15 protein-coding genes are annotated in these 18210 nt (G+C 64.7%); 14 read left to right on the forward strand and 1 reads right to left on the reverse strand.

Translation table 11 applies throughout. From position 1 onward, the window contains the following. Positions 1–9: 9 nt before the first annotated feature. The 10 genes from BL8807_RS07960 to argH all read left to right on the forward strand — a co-directional run bounded on the left by BL8807_RS07960 (position 10) and on the right by argH (position 12108). The gene (locus BL8807_RS07960) at positions 10–678 is read left to right on the forward strand and encodes a hypothetical protein (protein WP_072723867.1); all 669 of its coding nucleotides are present in this window, start codon (positions 10–12) and stop codon (positions 676–678) included. 90 nt (positions 679–768) lie between these two features. Beyond that, complete coding sequence (argC, locus tag BL8807_RS07965) at positions 769–1863, forward strand: N-acetyl-gamma-glutamyl-phosphate reductase (RefSeq protein WP_072723869.1); 1095 nt, start codon at positions 769–771, stop codon at positions 1861–1863. Beyond that, positions 1860–3029, forward strand: coding sequence for a bifunctional glutamate N-acetyltransferase/amino-acid acetyltransferase ArgJ (argJ, locus tag BL8807_RS07970; protein ID WP_072723871.1), 1170 nt, complete (start codon positions 1860–1862; stop codon positions 3027–3029). The genes argC and argJ overlap by 4 nt, the downstream gene beginning before the upstream one ends. Before the next feature lie 186 nt (positions 3030–3215). Continuing rightward, the gene (argB, locus tag BL8807_RS07975) at positions 3216–4169 is read left to right on the forward strand and encodes an acetylglutamate kinase (protein WP_072723873.1); all 954 of its coding nucleotides are present in this window, start codon (positions 3216–3218) and stop codon (positions 4167–4169) included. Then, entirely contained in the window at positions 4159–5454 is a 1296-nt protein-coding gene (locus BL8807_RS07980) for an acetylornithine transaminase (RefSeq protein ID WP_072723875.1), read from the forward strand. Before argB ends, BL8807_RS07980 begins: the two co-directional genes overlap by 11 nt. 62 nt (positions 5455–5516) lie before the next feature. Continuing rightward, positions 5517–6482, forward strand: a complete 966-nt coding sequence (gene argF / locus BL8807_RS07985; RefSeq protein WP_072723878.1) for an ornithine carbamoyltransferase — start codon at positions 5517–5519, stop codon at positions 6480–6482. Positions 6483–6529: 47 nt separating this feature from the next. Next, positions 6530–7054: an arginine repressor gene (argR, locus tag BL8807_RS07990; protein WP_072723880.1), complete on the forward strand. Its 525-nt coding sequence runs from the start codon at positions 6530–6532 to the stop codon at positions 7052–7054. Between the two features lie 88 nt (positions 7055–7142). Next, a complete protein-coding gene (locus BL8807_RS07995; protein WP_072723883.1) occupies positions 7143–8381 on the forward strand; it encodes an argininosuccinate synthase in 1239 nt (412 codons plus the stop codon). 300 nt (positions 8382–8681) lie between these two features. Next, positions 8682–10517 (forward strand): AAA family ATPase, encoded by a 1836-nt coding sequence (locus BL8807_RS08000; RefSeq protein ID WP_158217113.1) that lies wholly within the window; start codon positions 8682–8684, stop codon positions 10515–10517. Positions 10518–10629: 112 nt separating this feature from the next. Then, on the forward strand, positions 10630–12108 hold the full coding sequence (gene argH / locus BL8807_RS08005; RefSeq protein WP_072723887.1) for an argininosuccinate lyase: 1479 nt from the start codon (positions 10630–10632) through the stop codon (positions 12106–12108). 248 nt (positions 12109–12356) lie between these two features. Here the strand turns inward: argH and BL8807_RS08010 are convergent, their stop codons facing one another. After that, positions 12357–13211: a DUF2238 domain-containing protein gene (locus tag BL8807_RS08010; RefSeq protein ID WP_226847308.1), complete on the reverse strand. Its 855-nt coding sequence runs from the start codon at positions 13209–13211 to the stop codon at positions 12357–12359. 184 nt (positions 13212–13395) lie between these two features. Here BL8807_RS08010 and BL8807_RS08015 point away from each other — a divergent pair, with 184 nt between their 5' ends. From BL8807_RS08015 to BL8807_RS12010, 4 genes are all read left to right on the forward strand, one after another. Beyond that, entirely contained in the window at positions 13396–13902 is a 507-nt protein-coding gene (locus BL8807_RS08015) for an HD domain-containing protein (RefSeq protein ID WP_072723889.1), read from the forward strand. Continuing rightward, the gene (locus tag BL8807_RS08020; RefSeq protein WP_072723891.1) at positions 13902–14684 is read left to right on the forward strand and encodes a putative ABC transporter permease; all 783 of its coding nucleotides are present in this window, start codon (positions 13902–13904) and stop codon (positions 14682–14684) included. The genes BL8807_RS08015 and BL8807_RS08020 overlap by 1 nt, the downstream gene beginning before the upstream one ends. Positions 14685–14769: 85 nt before the next feature. Continuing rightward, entirely contained in the window at positions 14770–16092 is a 1323-nt protein-coding gene (gene tyrS / locus BL8807_RS08025; RefSeq protein WP_072723893.1) for a tyrosine--tRNA ligase, read from the forward strand. Between the two features lie 156 nt (positions 16093–16248). Next, a complete protein-coding gene (locus BL8807_RS12010) occupies positions 16249–18207 on the forward strand; it encodes a tetratricopeptide repeat protein (protein WP_226847310.1) in 1959 nt (652 codons plus the stop codon). Positions 18208–18210 lie beyond the last annotated feature (3 nt).

The following is an 18210-nucleotide window of genomic DNA, read 5'->3' on the forward strand; positions in this document are numbered from 1 at the left end:
AGGAGTTCGATGAGCGATACGGGCAAGCCGGAGTACGGCGAGTACCACGAGCCGGAATACGGCGCGAACGCGAGCCAGTACGGAGCGAATTACAATCCGTACATCTACGGCGCGCCCGATCCCGAACCCACCGCCGAGCAGGCGGCCGCATCCGCGCCGCCATACGCTCAGCCGTATGGCGCGCCGCCGGCGCAGTCCCAGACCACGCCCGGCCAGCAGGGCCGGCCGTCGCAATACGGCGGGCAGAACGACCCCTACACCGGTGCGCCCATGCAAGGCCAGCCGGGCCAGCAGTGGCAGCAGGGGTGGCAGGGCCAGCAGCAGGGAGCGCCCGCGCACACGCCCCACTACTTCAACGGCATCGATCTGAACGATCCCGCCCAGAACCCGATGTACGGGCATTGGGACGCCTATGCGGTGATCTCCCTGATTCTGGCGCTGTTCTTCCCCGTGCCCGTGCTGTCCGCGCTGATGGGCGCGCTGGCGATGTGGCGGTGCCGCACCTTCCATATGAAGGGGTTCTGGCTGGGACTCGCCGCCGTGGTGATCAACGCGTTGTACACCATCGCCGTGGTGTGGATGATGATGAACGGCATCGACGCCATGAGCCTCTACCAGCAGATGCTCAACCAGTTGCAGGGCGGCTCTTCCGGCACGGACACGACCATCACCGCCTGACGTCCGCCACACGAGGACTGCATAATTATGCATAAGTCTGCATAGAAGTGTATACTGAAGCCGAGTTTTCGTAGTCGCAAAGGACGGATTATGGCGAAGTATACGGTTGCCGTGGCCGGTGCCACAGGATACGCGGGCGGTGAGGCGCTGCGCATCCTCGCCGCGCACCCAGATTTCGAAGTGGCATGCGTGGCCGGACATTCCTCGGTGGGGGAATCCATGGCCAAACACATGCCGCATATTCCCCAATTGGCCGACCTGGTGGTGGAGGACACCACCGCCGAGGTTCTGAACGGACACGACGCGATCATCCTCGCGCTGCCGCATGGCGCGTCCGGCGCGTTGGCCGCAGAGCTCGACGAAACGGCTGTGGTGGTGGACCTGGGCGCCGACCATCGTCTCGAGGAGCGCTCCGCCTGGGACGCGTTCTACGGCGGCGACTTCTACGAGCATTGGACCTACGGCATGCCCGAGCTCATCACCGGCAAAGCCTCCGACGGCTTGTACACGCGCCAGCGCGCGGCGCTGCCCGGAACGAAACGCATCGCGGGTCCTGGATGCAACGTGACCGCCACCACACTGGCGATGCAGCCCGGCGTGGCCGAAGGTCTGGTCGAACCGAAAAGCATCGTGGCCGATCTGGTGGTCGGCTACTCCGGCGCGGGCAAGGCCCTGAAGCGCACCAACCTGCTGGCTTCGGAGGCTTTGGGATCCGCCCTGCCCTACGGCGTCGGCGGCACGCACCGCCATATCCCCGAGATCCTGCAGAACTTCGCCCACGCCGCGGGACTGGCCGCGGCCGAAGCGGACCGGTTCACGCTTGGATTCACGCCGATTCTCGCCCCCATGTCGCGAGGCATCCTCGCCTGCGTGAGCGCGGCGATGACCGACAAGGCGCGCGACTTAAGCGACGACGAGATCCGCGCCGTCTGGACGAACGCATACGCGGATGAGGACTTCATGGTGATGCTGCCCGAAGGCGCGCTTCCCGCCACCGGCAACATCGTCGGTTCGAACGCCGCGCATCTGCAGGTCGTCACCGACCGCAACGCCGGGCGCGTCATCGCCTTCGCCGCCATCGACAACCTCAACCGCGGCACCGCCGGACAAGCGGTGCAGTCCCTCAACATCGCACTTGGCCTGCCCGAGGACGCAGGCCTGACCAAGATTGGAGTGGCGCCATGAGCGTGACATTCGCACAAGGATTCTCCGCAGCCGGCGTCGAGGCGGGCATCTCCGCCGTCGCGGGCAAAAAAGATCTGGCCCTGGTCGTCAACAACGGCCCGCTGGACGCGGCCGCCGGCGTGTTCACCTCGAACCGCTTCTGCGCGGCCCCCGTGCAGTGGACGCGTTCGATCATCGCCGACGGCCACGTCAAAGCCGTGATCCTGAATTCCGGCGGCGCGAACGCCTGCACAGGACAGGCCGGATACGAACAGTCGCAGGCCACCGCGCGGCGTGTGGCCGAACTGTTGGACGTCGCGCCCGAGGACATCGCCGTATGCTCCACCGGCCTGATCGGCGAGCTGCTACCGCTCGACAACGTGCTGGCCGGCGCCGGCGCCGCGTTCGCCGCGCTGGACGACACCGCCGAAGCCGGAGCGGACGCCTCGCACGCGATCATGACCACCGACACCAAGCCCAAAACCGTCGAGATCGAAGGCGACGGCTACCGTATCGGCGGCATGGTCAAAGGTTCGGGCATGATCGCCCCGCAGCTGGCCACGATGCTCTCCGTGATCACCACCGACGCGGTCGTCACCGCCGGTCAGGCGCAGGCCGCGCTGCTCGCCGCCGTGGACACCTCGTTCAACCGCATCGACGTGGACGGCTGCCAGTCGACCAACGACACCGTGCTGCTGCTCGCCTCGGGCGCCTCCGGAGTGGAGCCCGACCCGGACGAGTTCAACGCGATGGTCGCCCAAGCCTGCGCTTCGCTCGCCCGCCAGATCATCGGCGACGGCGAGGGCGCCAGCCACGACATCCGCATCAGCGTCACCGGAGCCACCAGCGTGGACGCCGCCCTGGCCTGCGGCCGCGCGGTCGCCGCGTCGAACCTGCTCAAATGCGCCATCTCCGGCAACGATCCGAACTGGGGCCGCATCGTCAGCTCCATCGGCACCGTGCCCGCCAGCGTGGCCCCCTACGACGCGGACAAGGTGACCGTCGACGTCAACGGCGTGCGCATCTGCGAGAACGGAGGCGCGGGTCGCGACCGCTCCGAGGTCGACATGACCCCGCGCGAGGTGCATATCGACATCGACCTGAACGCCGGCGACGCCGAAGCCACGGTGTGGACCGACGACCTGACCCACGAATACGTCCACATCAACGCCGACTACGAAAGCTAGACGGAACCGAAAACCAAAACGAACAAACCGAAGCGAACGATGCAAGCGAGGGGCGGTCGGACGGCGTTCATTGTCAGACCGTAAAGACTTGGCCTGAGCGGCCCGGAGCGTGTCGGACGATGAACGCCGTCCGACCGCCCCGGTTCACGGCGTAATCCCTCGTCGTGTTGGGAGAGAGGTGAAACAATGGCAGAACTTAAAGGGCCGGGATTCCATTTCGACGTGCATACCGACCTGCGCGCCGACCAGAAGGCGGAGGTGCTGATCGAGGCGCTTCCGTGGCTGGAGGAGTTCGCCGGGCAGCGCATCGTCGTCAAATACGGCGGCAACGCGATGGTCGACGAGCATTTGAAGCAGTGCTTCGCCGAGGATATGGTGTTCCTGCGTCAGGTGGGGCTGCATCCGATCGTCGTGCACGGCGGGGGGCCGCAGATCTCCCACATGCTCAAGGCCCTGAACATCGAATCCGAGTTCAAGGGCGGTCTGCGCGTCACCACGCCCGAGGCGATGGATGTGGTGCGCATGGTGCTCACCGGCAAGGTGTCGCGCGAGCTCGTCGGCCTGATCAACTCGCACGGACCGCTGGCCGTGGGCCTGTCCGGCGAGGACGGCGGCCTGTTCTCCGCCATGCAGCGACGCCCGGTCATCGACGGCAAACCCACCGACATCGGTCTGGTGGGCGATGTGGTGAGCGTGGACGCCTCGGCCGTCGAGGATCTGGTCGCGGCCGGACGCATCCCCGTGGTCTCCTCCGTGGCTCCGAACGAGGAGGACGCCACCGAGGTGCTGAACGTCAACGCGGATTCGGCCGCGGCCGCGCTGGCCGCCGCCGTGGGCGCGCACAAGCTCATCATCCTGACCGATGTGGACGGCCTGTATGCCGACTGGCCCGACCGCAACTCGCTGATCGGACGCATCGGTGTGGAGAACCTGCGCGACATGCTGCCCGACCTGGAGACGGGTATGCGCCCGAAGATGGAGGCGTGCGTGCGCGCGCTGGACGGCGGCGTCATGCAGGCGCATATCATCGACGGCCGCAAGCCGCATTCCATCCTGAATGAGATTTTCACCACCGCTGGCATCGGCACCATGGTCGTGCCGGAGGGTGGCGTCGAGATGAGGAGCTCGTATGGTTACTGAGAACAAGGAAACGTTGGGCGCCGAAGGAACCCGGCTGCTGGGGGAGTACTCCCAGGTGCATATGAACGTGTTCGGCACGCCCCTGCGCGTGATGGACCACGGCGAGGGCGCGCGCGTGTGGGACGTCGACGGCAACGAATACCTCGACTTCCTGGCGGGCATCGCCGTCAACTCGCTCGGATACGCGCATCCCGCGTGGGTGAAGGCGGTCGCCGAACAGGCCGCCAAGGTGGCGCATGTGAGCAACTATTTCGCCACCAAGCCGCAGATCGAGCTCGCCGCCAAACTCGTGGAATTGGCCGGCGCGCCCGAAGGCTCTCACGTGTACTTCGGCAATTCCGGCGCCGAGGGCAATGAGGCGGCGTTGAAGCTCGCCAAACTCTACGGCCGCACGCTGCCGGGCGCCACTCCCGCCATGGGCGGCAAGCCGGCCCGCATCGTCGCGCTGACCAACAGCTTCCACGGCCGTACGCTGGGCGCGCTGTCCGCCACATGGAAGCCCGCCATCCGCAAGCCCTTCGACCCGCTGGTGCCGAACATCGAATTCGTGCGCGCCGGAGATCCGCTCGCCTTGTACGAGGCCTTCGCCGCGACCGGACTCGGACATTACGGCAAGGGTCCGGTGGCCGCGGTGATGATCGAGCTCATCCAGGGAGAGGCCGGCGTCAAGCCGTTGGGCGCGGACTACGTCAAGAAGGTGCGCGAGATGTGCGACATCAACCACGCGCTGCTCATCGTCGACGAGGTGCAGACCGGCATCGGCCGCACCGGAGAATGGTTCGCCTTCCAGCGCGAGGATCTGGCCGGCGGCGTGACGCCGGACATAGTCACCTTCGCCAAGGGCGTGGCCAGCGGCTTCCCGATGGGCGGCATGATCGCCTTCGGTGGAAAGCTCTCCTCCCTGTTCACCCCCGGATCGCACGGTTCGACCTTCGCGGGCAATCCGTTGGGCGCGGCCGCCGCCCTCGCCACGCTGAACGTGATCGAAGACGAGGGATTGGTCGCCAACGCCGAGGCGCGGGGCCGGCAGCTGCGCGACGGACTGATGTCCTGCGGCAATCCGTTGTACGTCTCCGTGCGTGGACGCGGCCTGCTCGACGCCGTCGAACTCGCCCACCCCTGCTCGCATGCGGCGATGAACTGGGCCTTGGAACACGGGCTCATCGTCAATGCGGTGCGTCCCGACTCGCTGCGGTTCGCGCCGCCGCTGAACGTCACCGAGCGGGATGTGGATCAGGCGCTTTCCATTCTCGCCCAAATCCCCACCGACCTGCCGGACGACTGAGCGTCCCCGCGGATCGCGACCATACGACAACGAACACTGCGCTAAAAGACAAGGAGCCACCAATGACCGGACAATTGCGCCACATGCTGCGCGACGACGATGTGAGCCATGAGGAGCAGAAGCAGATTCTCGAACTCGGCATGAAATTCCGTGAGAACCGTTTCTACCGGCAGCCGTTCGCCGGTCCGCAGGGCGTCGCCGTGCTCTTCGACAAGCCCAGCACCCGCACCCGCACCAGCTTCTCCATCGGCGTGGCCGAACTCGGCGGCTATCCGCTGGTCATCGACAAGTCCGGTTCCCAATTGGGCCGCGGCGAACCGGTCGCCGACACCTCGCGAGTGCTTTCCGGCATGGCCTATGGCATCGTCTGGCGCACCTTCGGCCAGGAGCGGGTCGAGGAGATGGCCAAGTACGCCACCTGTCCGGTGGTCAACGCACTCACCGACCAATTCCACCCCTGCCAGGTCCTCGCCGACCTCCTCACCATCGCCCAGTTCCGCGGAGGCGTGGACGCGCTGGCCGGCAAAACCATCGCCTATCTGGGCGATGCGGCCAACAATATGGCCAACTCGTATCTGCTCGGCGGCGCGGTCGCCGGCATGCATGTGCGTGTGGCCGGGCCCTACGGCTATCTGCCGGATAAGGCGATCGTGGCCGACGCGGAGCGCATCGCCGCCGAAAACGGCGGTTCGATCCTCGTCACCACCGATCCGAAAGAGGCCGTGGCCGACGCCGACTGCGTGTTCACCGACACCTGGGTGTCGATGGGCGAGGAGGCGGAGTACGCGATCCGTTCCAAGCCGTTCTGGCCCTATCAGGTCAACGACGAGCTGATGGCGCTCGCCAAGCCGGACGCGCTGTTCCAGCACTGCCTGCCCGCCTACCGCGGCAAGGAGGTCACCTCTTCGGTGATCGACGGTCCGCAGTCCGTGGTGTGGGACGAGGCGGAGAACCGTCTGCACGCGCAGAAGGCGCTGCTCACCTGGCTGGTCGGCCAGCAGCGCGGCGACGACGCGCTGCTGGCCTGACACGGACCGCGCCCATGGCGACGAGTCATACGAGAAAGACGCGGACGATGAGCGAATCCGGTCCGTCCCTGCAGCGACCCGCGACGCGGGCCGCGCGGCTGAGCGCCATCGAACAGGCGCTGCTGCATCATGTCATCACCTCGCAGTCGCAGCTGTCGCAGATTCTGCTCGACGAGGGCTTCGATGTGACGCAGGCGACGCTCAGCCGCGACCTCGACGAGGTGAACGCGGTGAAAACCCGGCTCAAAGACGGTACGGTGGCCTATGCGATCGCGGATTCGCCGTCGGGGTCGACGGTGGAATCCGTGTCGCCGGGCCGCGTCGAACAGCAGATGGCCCGTGTGCTTTCCGGCCTTGTCACCTCCGTGGCGGCCGCGCGCAATCTCGTCGTGGTGCACACGCCTTCCGGCGCCGCGCAGTATGTGGCCAGCGTCATCGACAAGCAGTCGCTTGACGACGTGCTGGGCACCATCGCGGGCGACGACACCGTGATGATGATCTGCTCGGATGACGAACCGGCGAAGCGTCGCGCGCGCTGGCTGCTGGATATCGTGTCGAAGACCCAACAGTAGCGGGCGGCCGGTGCGACGCACCGAGATGAATATTTATACGTACCTTTGCATATACTCGTGCATAACAATGCGATAAGAAAGGCAAACCATGGCAGATAACAATCGTCTTGTGCTGGCGTATTCCGGCGGTCTTGACACCTCCGTCGCCATCTCGTACCTCAAGGAGCGCACCGGCAAGGACGTCGTCGCCGTCTCCCTCGACGTCGGCCAGGGCGGCGAGAGCCTGGAGACCATCCGCGAGCGCGCGTTGGCCTGCGGCGCCATCGAATCCTACGTGGTCGACGCCCGCGACGAGTTCGCCAACGAGTACTGCATGCAGGCCCTCAAGGCCAACGCCATGTACGAGGGCGTGTACCCGCTGGTCTCCGCCATCTCCCGTCCGCTGATCTCCAAGCATCTGGTGCGCGCCGCCCACCAGTTCGGCGCCGACACCATCTCCCACGGCTGCACCGGCAAGGGCAACGACCAGGTGCGTTTCGAGGTGTCCATCGCCTCCATCGACCCGACCCTGAAGGCCATCAGCCCGATCCGCGATCTTTCCCTGACCCGCGACGTGGAGATCGCGTTCGCCAAGGAGCACAAGCTGCCGATCGTGCAGACGGAGAAAAGCCCGTACTCCATCGACCAGAACGTGTGGGGCCGCGCCATCGAAACCGGCTTCCTCGAGGATCCGTGGAATGGTCCGACCAAGGACTGCTACTCCTACACCGACGATCCCGCGTTCCCGCCCGTCGAGGACGAGGTCGTCATCGAATTCAAGCAGGGCATTCCGGTCAAGATCGACGGCCGCGACGTCACCCCGCTGCAGGCCATCGAGGAGATGAACCGCCGCGCCGGCGCGCAGGGCATCGGCCGCATCGATCTGATCGAGGACCGTCTGGTGGGCATCAAGTCCCGCGAGCTGTACGAGTGCCCGGGTGCCGTGGCGCTGATCACCGCCCATCAGGAGCTGGAGAACTGCTGTCTGGAGCGCGAACAGCACCGCATCAAGCGCGACATCGACAAGCGTTGGGGCGAGCTGGTCTACGACGCGCAGTGGTTCAGCCCGGCCGTCAAGTCGCTCAACGCCTTCATCGAGGACACCCAGCAGTACGTCTCCGGCGAGATCCGCATGATCCTGCACGGCGGCCGCGCCGTCGTGACCGGCCGTCGCTCCGACACCTCGCTGTACGACTACAACCTGGCCACCTACGATTCCGGCGACAGCTTCGACCAGAAGTCCTCCAACGGCTTCATCGACATCTACGGCTTGCCGTCCCGCGTGGCCGCCGCCCGCGACGTCAAGTTCGGCAATGGCATCGAGGTGCCGAGCAACACCGTCGAATAAGCGCCGCTCCCGACGGAGCCCAGCCGCTTCCCCGTCATTTCAGGCGGGAGCGACCCCTCCTCTCGTCATTTCGAGTGAGGAGCAATCTCCCTCTCTCGTCATTTCGAGCGGAGAGCAATCTCTTTCTCTCGTCATTTCGAGCGAAGCGCAGCGGAGTCGAGGAATCCCGATACCTTCCCTAGGCCGGGACTTCTCGGCTCCGCTTTCGTATGAGCTCCGATGCCTCCGCAGCGGCGGATACAATGGAGGTGCGTCGGCGAGGCTTTCCGCCTATGTTCAGCGAAAGGTGCGTGCACGAGTATGGAAACGACTGCCTTGGAATCATGCGGCAATGGTGTGTGGCGCGGTTCCGGAGCCTGCATTGTCGACAGGACCGGCCGCAAACGTCTGCCCATCGGCCAAGGGGATTTCGCGGTCGTGGCAAGTCAATCGGTGTTCGTGGACAAAACCCGGCTGATTGCCGACGTGTTGGATAGCGGTTATTCCGTCACCTTGTTCTGCCGTCCGCGACGTTTTGGCAAAACCTTGAATATGACGATGATGCGCACGTTCTTCGAGCTTTCCCCGGACGGCCGGGACAACGCGCCATTGTTCGACGGCACGGACATCTGGGAATCCGATGACGGGCATTATCGTCGGCACCAGGGTGCCTATCCCGTGATCAGCATGAGCATGCTCACCGCCAAAGGACTGACGTGGCCGCAGACTTTCGGGTCGCTGCGCAATATGATCGCCGATGAGTATGGGCGTCACCGCTACCTGCTGAACGATGGGACGCTGCCGGATGACGACCGCGCCTATATCACGCGCATTCTATCGCGGCAGGCGGGTGAGGACGACTGCCGGACATCGCTGACGAGACTGGTCGCTTTTCTGAACCGATACCATCAACGCCCCGTCGTGGTGCTGCTTGATGAATACGACGCGCCGATCATGGCGGCATATTCGGCACCGAACGGCGGGTATTACGATGAGGCGGTCGCATTCGTCAAAGCCTGGTTGACCGGCACATTGAAGGACTCCGGCGAAATGCTGGCATTCGCCTGCCTGACCGGTGTGCAACGTATCAGCAAGGATTCCATTTTCAGCGATCTGAACAATCTCATTGTGAACACCGCGCTGTCGACTGACTTCGATGAGCGGTACGGCTTCTCCGAGGACGAGGTTGCCGCCTTGTCCGACTATCTGGGATGCGGCACCGATGGCATGGATACCGCACGCCAATGGTATGACGGCTATCGCTTCGGCAAACAAGACGTCTATAACCCATGGAGCGTGTTGAATTTTCTCGACAACGACTGCGCCGCCGACGTCTACTGGGGCAACACCTCCGGCAACGGCGTGGTGGGGGATCTGCTGCGCTCGGCTGATGTGGACACTTTGCGTCAGGTCTATGATCTGATGGAACCCGGCGGGACGGTCGCCGCGCCGCTGGATCTCGGCGTCGTGTTCCCTGATTTGGGCGTAAAGAACGTCGCCATCTGGTCGATGTTGTATCTGGCCGGCTATCTGACCACCGAGGACACCGCACTGCCGGGACGTTCCGACCTGCTCCGCCGACTGCGCATCCCCAATCTTGAGATCGCGCAGCTCTACAAAAGTGAGATCATCAACCGTTTCGCCGATATGGCGGGAGGCAACGACCGTCTCGACAGGTTCCATCGGGCCTTATACTCGGGAGATGAGGAAACGGTGCTGCGTGAGCTGACCACCATCCTGCGCGATTCCGTCTCCAGCTTTGACATGACTTCCGAGAACTCCCTGCATATGCTCGTCACCGGATTATGTTTCGGCATGCCTGGTTACGTCGATCCCAAATCCAACAAAGAATCGGGGTACGGACGCTATGATCTGCGACTCGAACCCAGTGGAGGAGATCCGGCCAACTTCTCATTCGTCGCCCCCACCGTACGTCCGTTGATCACCATCGAACTGAAATACGTGCGCGACGATGGTCCGTCAGGTGGAAGTGATTCGGAGCGCCGGTTGGAAGACAAAGCGCAGGAGGCGCTGACCCAAATCTCCGAACGGGGTTATGACGAAGGCGAACCGCCGCAACAGGCGCAAGGACGTCTGCGTTGGGGCATCGCAGTGTCTGGCCGCCGTTGCGCGGTCGCCTGCGAACGTCTTGACTAGAAGAGTCTTCCGTGCGATCCGTTTGCGCACGGCGGCGTCGTCGCGCTGATCGCGTACCAAGTCACGCACACGAGGTTCCATGAGCGGAAGCCTTATGTGTATGGTAGAGACCATGACCGAAACCAATAGCAACGAACATCTCGCACTGTGGGGCGGACGCTTCTCGTCCGGCCCTTCGCCGGAACTCGCCCGCCTGTCCAAATCCACCCAGTTCGACTGGCGTCTGGCCGACGACGACATCGCCGGCTCGCGCGCCCACGCACGCGCGCTCGGCCGCGCCGGACTGCTCACCGCCGACGAGCTCGAGCGCATGGAGGCCGCGCTCGACGAACTGCAGCGCCGGGTCGATTCGGGCGTCTTCGCGCCGGTCGAAGACGACGAGGACGAGGCCACCGCGCTCGAACGCGGCTTGCTGGCCATCGCCGGCGACGAACTCGGCGGCAAACTGCGCGCCGGACGCTCCCGCAACGACCAGATCGCCTGCCTGATCCGCATGTGGCTGCGCCGCCACGCCCGTGTCATCGCCGGAGAACTGATTGCGCTCGTCAACGCGCTGATCGAGCAGTCCGTCGCTGCCGGCCGCACCGTGATGCCGGGCCGCACCCACATGCAGCACGCGCAACCCGTGCTGCTCGCCCACCAGCTGATGGCCCACGCCTGGCCGCTGCTGCGCGATGTGCAGCGTCTTGTCGACTGGGACGCGCGCATCGACGCCTCCCCGTACGGTTCCGGCGCGCTCGCCGGCAACACGCTCGGCCTCGACCCCGAAGCCGTGGCCCGCGAGCTCGGATTCTCGCGCGTGACCGACAATTCCATTGACGGCACCGCCTCGCGCGATCTGGTCGCCGAATTCGCCTTCATCGCCGCCATGGCCGGCGTCGACATCTCACGCCTGAGCGAGGAGATCATCATCTGGAACACGCAGGAGTTCGCGTTCGTGCGTCTCGACGACGCATACTCCACCGGATCGTCGATCATGCCACAGAAGAAGAACCCGGACATCGCCGAACTGGCCCGAGGCAAGTCCGGCCGTCTCATCGGCGACCTGACCGGCCTGCTGGCCACGCTCAAAGGCCTGCCGACCGCCTACGCCCGCGATTTGCAGGAAGACAAGGAGGCCGTGTTCGACCAGGTCGACACGCTCGAGGTGCTGCTGCCCGCCTTCACCGGCATGGTGCGCACCATGGCCTTTGACGCCGAGCGTCTTGAGGCCGAGGCTCCCACCGGATTCGCGCTCGCCACCGACATCGCCGAATGGCTGGTCAAGAACGGCGTGCCTTTCCGCCACGCGCACGAGCTTTCCGGCGCGTGCGTGAAGATCGCCGAAGGCCGCGGCCAGGAGTTGTGGGATCTGACCGACGAGGACTTCGTCTCCACCTTCGACGGCTTCCTGCCTGCCGAATCGGCGCCGCAGGTGCGCGAGGTGCTCTCCAGTCACGGCTCCGTCGACTCGCGCGACGGCAAGGGAGGCACCGCATACGACCGCGTGCTCGAGCAGCTTGAGGCCGCCAAGCGGGCCGTCGCCGAACTGGCGGCCTTCGCCGAATCCACGTCGGACGGCTCCGCCTACAAGGCTCCCGGCACCTTCTGACCGGTGTTTTCCGATGCGAACGCCCCGCCGTCCTAGGTCTTGGACGACGGGGCGTTTCCTGTGCCGTCATCCTGAGCGGAGGCGAAGCCGGAGTCGAAGGATCCCGTCATTCGGTCTGGGGATTCTTCGACTCCACTGCGTTCCGCTCAGGATGATGGGTGGGCGGGTGTTCCGCTCAGGATGACAGGTGGGAGGTGTTCCGCTTGGGATGAGGGAGCGTTCGCGTCGCTTTCCAGGAAAGCGACGCGTCAGGCCTGATCCGGAGACGAAGCGTCGTCGGAATGCCGTTTGCGGCTGGGAACGAAACCGCGGATCCAATGGTTTTTGCCGCGGCTTTTCACATAGATGAAGCCGAATACGGAGAAGACGGCCGCGCCGATGAAATTCACGATGAGGTCGTTCATCGTGTCGCGCAGACCGATGTCGAGATAGCCGTTGATGCCCAGATCCTGCCCGTTGACCATGGTGGAGGTGATGCCGTCGATGGTGACGGTTTCGGAGGTATGGTTCGGATTGAGCAGCACGGAGTGGATCGAGGTGACCACGGTATCCTTCTGCATATCCCAGCCGAACAGGTTGTCCATCGTGTATTCGAAGAACTCCCACAGCACGCCGATGGTCATCGAGAAGCAGAACGCCACCAGAGACAGGTACAGCGGGGAAAGATTGAATTTCGCGGTTTCGCGCCGGTTGAGCAGATCCACCAGCGAGAAGCCGATCGCGGCGGCGAGGAAGCCGTTGATCGTGTGCAGCACCGTGTCCCAGAAGGGGAAAAGCTCGTAGAACGAGCTGATCTCGCCCAGGATCTCCGCCGCGAAGATGAACACGAGGATGATGACCTCCAATGTGGAGGGAAGCTCGATTTTGAACGTCACCTGCACGAAACTGGGCACGATGAGCAGAAACAGCGTGAGCACGCACAGGAACACGTTCTCGTAGTTGCCGTTGAGGAACTGCAGCACCATGGTCGCCAACACCAGCGTGCGCAGCACCATGTAGACCACGAACGAGCTTCTGTGCTCGCGGATCTCCGCGCCCATCGCCTTGCCGGTGGCCTTCATCCGCGCGCGCAGGCCTCCGCGCTTCGTGCCGTTATCGCCCATGATGGTTCCTTTCTCCGCTCTGACAGTCTACCGGTGACACCGACCGTGCGGACCGGCGGCATCCGCCGAGGGCGGCGCGAACATCATTCGACCGGATGAGGGCGCACGACCGGACGGGTGCGTACAATCGAAGGCTGGAAGATACGGGACACCGCCCGAACCAAGCCATACAAGGGGAAACGACGTGCTGAGCAGACACCAGATCCGCACACTGGTACACCATCATGGACATGACATCCTCGCGCACGAGCGCATGCAGATCCAACGCGGCTGCTACCAGCACGGCATCGTCACCACATACGCGCACTCCATCCGCGTGGCCTGCCTGGCCGTGTATTTCGCCGATCGGCTGCGCCTGTGGCACAGGGTCGATCTGCGTTCGCTGATCCGCGCCGCCCTGCTGCACGACTACTTCCTCTACGACTGGCACCGTTGGGACAACGGCGAACACCGCCTGCACGGCTTCACCCACGGCGGCAGGGCGCTCGCCAACGCCATGGAGGATTTCGAACTCAACCATATCGAGTGCGACAGCATCGCCAACCACATGTTCCCCCTGACGCCGCGTCCGCCGCGCTACATCGAGGGCTATCTGGTCACCATGGCCGACAAGATCAGCGCCACACGCGAGACGGTCAGCCTCGAACGCTTCCGCAAAGCCGAATTGACCGCGACCCGCAAGGACGTATGATGATCTTCACCGCGCTATCGCACCTGTTTCTCTGGTTTTTGTTCTACAGTTTCGTCGGCTGGGTGTATGAGACGATCCTCGTCTCCAGCCGGGAGCGTCGCTTCGTGAACCGCGGCTTCCTCAACGGCCCGCTCTGCCCGATCTACGGGACCGGCGCGGTGATGGCCGTCGTGCTGCTACGGCATATCGACAACGCGGCGGTGCTGTTCCTGGTCTCCGCGCTCGGCGCGAGCGTGCTGGAATACGTCACCTCGTGGGGGATGGAGAAGCTGTTCCACGCCCGCTGGTGGGATTACTCCCGTATGCGATTCAACATCAACGGCCGCGTGTGCCTGCTGGGCGCCGTGGTCTTCGGATTGGCGGGCGTGCTGATCGTCAAGTTCGTGCATCCCTGGGTGGCCTCCGTCACCGCCATGCTGCCGCTGCCGGTCGTGCATTGGGTGACGTTCGTCTGCTTCGTGCTGGTGGTCGTCGACTGCACGGTCACCGTGGCCGGCGTGATGGACCTCGAACGCCAGCTCGCCCTGGTCGCCGAATTCGTGCAGACCCGCGCCGAGAAGGCCGGAGACTCCTGGGAGTGGGGCAAGGACGCGTTCGGCGACAAGCTGCGCGACTGGTCGACCTCCTCGCAGGAGAAGCTGGTCCGTCTGCGCGGCACCGTCACGTCGGTGCTGGGTCGCCAGCAGCAGCGTATGATCCGCTCGTTCCCGCATTTCAAGTCCGTCAACTACGGGCAGGTGGTCGACACCATCCGCGAGATCATGCGCCGCGGGGAACACTGACGCACTGTCGGCATGTTCTGCGAGACTGTAGGGTGCTGAAAAGCGGCAGAATATCCGACAATTCGATAGGGAGAAGCGACCAGCTATGGCTCACGTCACCAACTTCAAGGAAGCCGGGTTCGACACCTTGCTCGATGAACTGGAATGGCGCGGGTTGGTTTCCCAGTCCACGGACAGGGAACGACTCGCCCAAGCGTTGAACGGTGAGCCGATCACCTATTATTGCGGATTCGATCCCACCGCCGCCTCCCTGCATATCGGCAATCTCGTGCAGCTGATCAACATGCGCCACCTGCAGCTTGCCGGCCATCATCCGATCGCCCTGGTGGGCGGCGCGACCGGTCTGATCGGCGACCCGCGCCAGTCGGGCGAGCGCACGCTCAACCCGAAGGATGTGGTGGCCCAGTGGGCCGAGCGCCTCAAGCGGCAGATCGGCGGCATCCTCGACACCGACGGCGACAATCCGGTGCGCTTCGTGAGCAACTACGACTGGACCGCCTCGATGAGCGTCATCGACTTCCTGCGCGACGTGGGCAAGAACTTCCGTTTGGGCACCATGCTCGCCAAGGACACGGTGGCCCGCCGACTCAACTCCGAGGAAGGCATCTCCTTCACCGAGTTCAGCTACCAGGTGCTGCAGGGCAACGACTTCCTGCACCTGTACGACGAGTACGGCTGCACGCTCGAGCTCGGCGGCTCCGACCAGTGGGGCAACCTCACGTCGGGCCTCGACCTGATCCACAAGATGCGCGGCGAGGACGTGAACGTGTTCACCAGTCCGATCATCACCGACGCGCAGGGCAAGAAGTTCGGCAAGTCCGAGGGCAACGCCGTGTGGATCGACGCCACGATGCTCAGCCCCTACAAGTTCTACCAGTTCTGGATCAACCGTCCGGACGTGGAGATGGAAAGCCTTCTCAAGGCGTTCACCTTCCTGCCCAAGGCCGAGATCGAGCGTCTGGTGGAGGAATCCAAAACGAATCCGGGCGCGCGCGAGGCGCAGAAGGCCTTGGCATGGGAGGTCACCAGCTTCGTGCACGGCGAGGAGGCCACGCAGGCCGCCATCGACGCGTCGTCCGCCCTGTTCGGCCGCGGCGGTTCCCTGGAGGACATCGACGCGGACACGCTCGAATCCGTGCTCGACGGCTTCAAAGTGACGGGGGACGGCGGCGAGCATGCGTTCCCGCAGGCCGCTCCCGGCGACCGTCTGATCGATGCGGCGCAGACCGCCGGCCTGTTCAAAACCGCCTCCGAGGCCCGTCGCGCGATCAAATCCGGCGGCGTGTACCTCAACAACACCCGCGTCGAGGATGAGGAGCTCACCCTCGACGACGACGACTTCCTACAGGGACGTTTCGCGTTGATCCGCCGAGGCAAGAAGGCTCTCGGCGCGGTCGAACGCCGTTAGACGCACCCCACGGCCATGCCGGTCGCACACGCGCGGGAGTTTGGACGCCCGAAGGCGGGAGATTCCGGCCCTGCACGGCACGGCCTCATATGGACATCAGCACCAACATCAGCACATCGGCGGCGTAGCGCGTCGATATAACGCAAAAGGATGAGTATGACTCAAGACAACAATCACGGATCGCGCGACGGCAAGTCCTACGGCGGCAACGGCCGCGGCCGATCCTACGGCAACGGCGGCTCCCGCGGCGGCTACGGCAAGTCCGGATCTCGCGGCGGCAAGTCCTATGGCGGCTCCCGCGGCGGTTACCGCAAGGACGGACAGCGCTCCGAGGGCGGCTACCGCAAGGACGGGTTCCGCAGGGACCGCGACGACAACCGCGACTTCCGCTCCGAAGGCGGAGAGCGTCGCGAGGGCGGCTACCGCAAGAACTTCCATAACGACGACCGCCGTGGCGGCTACCGCAAGAACGACGGATTCCATAAGGGCGGCTACCGCAAGGACGGCTACCGCAACGACCGCGACCGCGACTTCCGCCGCGACGGCGAAGGCGGATCCGAGGGCGGCGAGCGTCGCGACTTCAACCGTGGCCCGCGTCGCGACGGCGAACATGGCGGCTACCGCGGCAACGGCCGTGGCGGCGAGCGTGGTGGCTACCGCGGCCGTCGTGACGGCGACAATCCGCGCTACCAGCATGGCGACAGGCCGTGGCGCAAGGACGGCGAGGACCGCGGCGAGCGTCGCGACGGCGAACGCCGCGACTATCGACGTGACGGCGACCGTCGTGATTTCCGTCGTGACGGCGAGCGCCGTTATGACCGCCGTGATGGCGAGCGTCGTGACGGCGACCGTCGTGATTTCCGTCGCGATGGCGACCGCCGTAACGATCGTCGTGACAACCGCTACGACCGCGACCGTCGCGACAACCGCCGCGACGACAACCGCCGCGGCGAGCGTCGCGAGTTCACGCCCGAAGAGCGCGCCGAATACCGCGAGCGCAAAAACCGCGAGTACATGGATCGTCCCCGTCGCAACTCCGACGGCACGATGAGCTTCCCCTCGCAGAATCCGTACACCGCACGCCGCCCCGACGAGCCGAAGATGCCCAAGGGCATGGAATGGTCGATGCTCTCGAAGGACGAGAAGGAGCGTCTGCGCGGACTGGCCAAGGAGCACGCCGAGAACATCGGCCTGCATATCCTGGCCACCTACGCGTTGATCGACGACGACCCCGAAGCGGCGCTCGAGCACGCCAAGTGGGTGGCCCGTCAGGCCTCCCGCATCGATTTCGCCCGCGAGACGCTCGCCTTCGTGGCCTACCGCATGGGCGACTACAAGCTCGCCCTGCGTGAGTTCCGCACCGCGTTCCGCATGAACGGATATCCGGATTACCTGCCGTTCATCGCCGACTGCGAACGAGGGCTCGGCAACCCGAAGAAGGCCATCGAAATGGCCGTCTCCGACGAGGCCAAGATGCTGCGCGGCGATGCCAAGGCCGAGATGTTCCTGGTATACGCCGGCGCATTGGGTGATTTGGAGCTGTGGGACAAGGCCATCGAGATCGCCCATACGTTGGGCCGTTCACAGGGCATTTCCGGCGGCTATCGCATGCGCGCGGTCCAGGCCGAGCAGCTGTTCCTCGAAGAGGCGGGACGCGCCGACGAGGCGGCCGCCCTCGACGGTCTGCTCGACAAGCTGGAGCTGCAGTACGCCGACGAGGATCTGGATGAGGAATCCGACGACGTGGTGATCGACCATGATCTTCAGGGGCTGACCGACGACTCCATTGTGCTGGAGAAGCTCGGCATCGACCCGTCCATGGCCCAGTACGCTCCCGAGCCTGAGCCCGAGTACGAGTACGAGGACGATTACGAAGACGAGGACGACGACCTCGACGACTCCGACGAGGACGTGGACGAGGACGACGAGAGCGCGATCGAATCCATCGCCGACGGCGCCATCGAAGAGGACGAAACCGCCCAGTTTGACGACGACGAATCCGAACTGCCCGCCGAAGAGGCGCTCGAAGGCGTGGAATCCGACGTCGAACCGGCCGCTCTGGCCGAAGGCGACGAGTCCGACGAAATCGAAGGCGACAGGTCCGAAGAGGAGTGACGG

It is taken from the genome of Bifidobacterium lemurum (assembly GCF_014898175.1).
GTDB classification, from domain to species: Bacteria; Actinomycetota; Actinomycetes; order Actinomycetales; family Bifidobacteriaceae; genus Bifidobacterium; species Bifidobacterium lemurum.

Coding starts and splice junctions, on each gene's coding strand:
- BL8807_RS07960 (WP_072723867.1), top strand. CDS start 10: ATGAGCGATACGGGCAAGCCGGAGTACGGCGAGTACCACGAGCCGGAA.
- argC (WP_072723869.1), top strand. CDS start 769: ATGGCGAAGTATACGGTTGCCGTGGCCGGTGCCACAGGATACGCGGGC.
- argJ (WP_072723871.1), top strand. CDS start 1,860: ATGAGCGTGACATTCGCACAAGGATTCTCCGCAGCCGGCGTCGAGGCG.
- argB (WP_072723873.1), top strand. CDS start 3,216: ATGGCAGAACTTAAAGGGCCGGGATTCCATTTCGACGTGCATACCGAC.
- BL8807_RS07980 (WP_072723875.1), top strand. CDS start 4,159: ATGGTTACTGAGAACAAGGAAACGTTGGGCGCCGAAGGAACCCGGCTG.
- argF (WP_072723878.1), top strand. CDS start 5,517: ATGACCGGACAATTGCGCCACATGCTGCGCGACGACGATGTGAGCCAT.
- argR (WP_072723880.1), top strand. CDS start 6,530: ATGAGCGAATCCGGTCCGTCCCTGCAGCGACCCGCGACGCGGGCCGCG.
- BL8807_RS07995 (WP_072723883.1), top strand. CDS start 7,143: ATGGCAGATAACAATCGTCTTGTGCTGGCGTATTCCGGCGGTCTTGAC.
- BL8807_RS08000 (WP_158217113.1), top strand. CDS start 8,682: ATGGAAACGACTGCCTTGGAATCATGCGGCAATGGTGTGTGGCGCGGT.
- argH (WP_072723887.1), top strand. CDS start 10,630: ATGACCGAAACCAATAGCAACGAACATCTCGCACTGTGGGGCGGACGC.
- BL8807_RS08010 (WP_226847308.1), bottom strand. CDS start 13,211: ATGGGCGATAACGGCACGAAGCGCGGAGGCCTGCGCGCGCGGATGAAG.
- BL8807_RS08020 (WP_072723891.1), top strand. CDS start 13,902: ATGATCTTCACCGCGCTATCGCACCTGTTTCTCTGGTTTTTGTTCTAC.
- tyrS (WP_072723893.1), top strand. CDS start 14,770: ATGGCTCACGTCACCAACTTCAAGGAAGCCGGGTTCGACACCTTGCTC.
- BL8807_RS12010 (WP_226847310.1), top strand. CDS start 16,249: ATGACTCAAGACAACAATCACGGATCGCGCGACGGCAAGTCCTACGGC.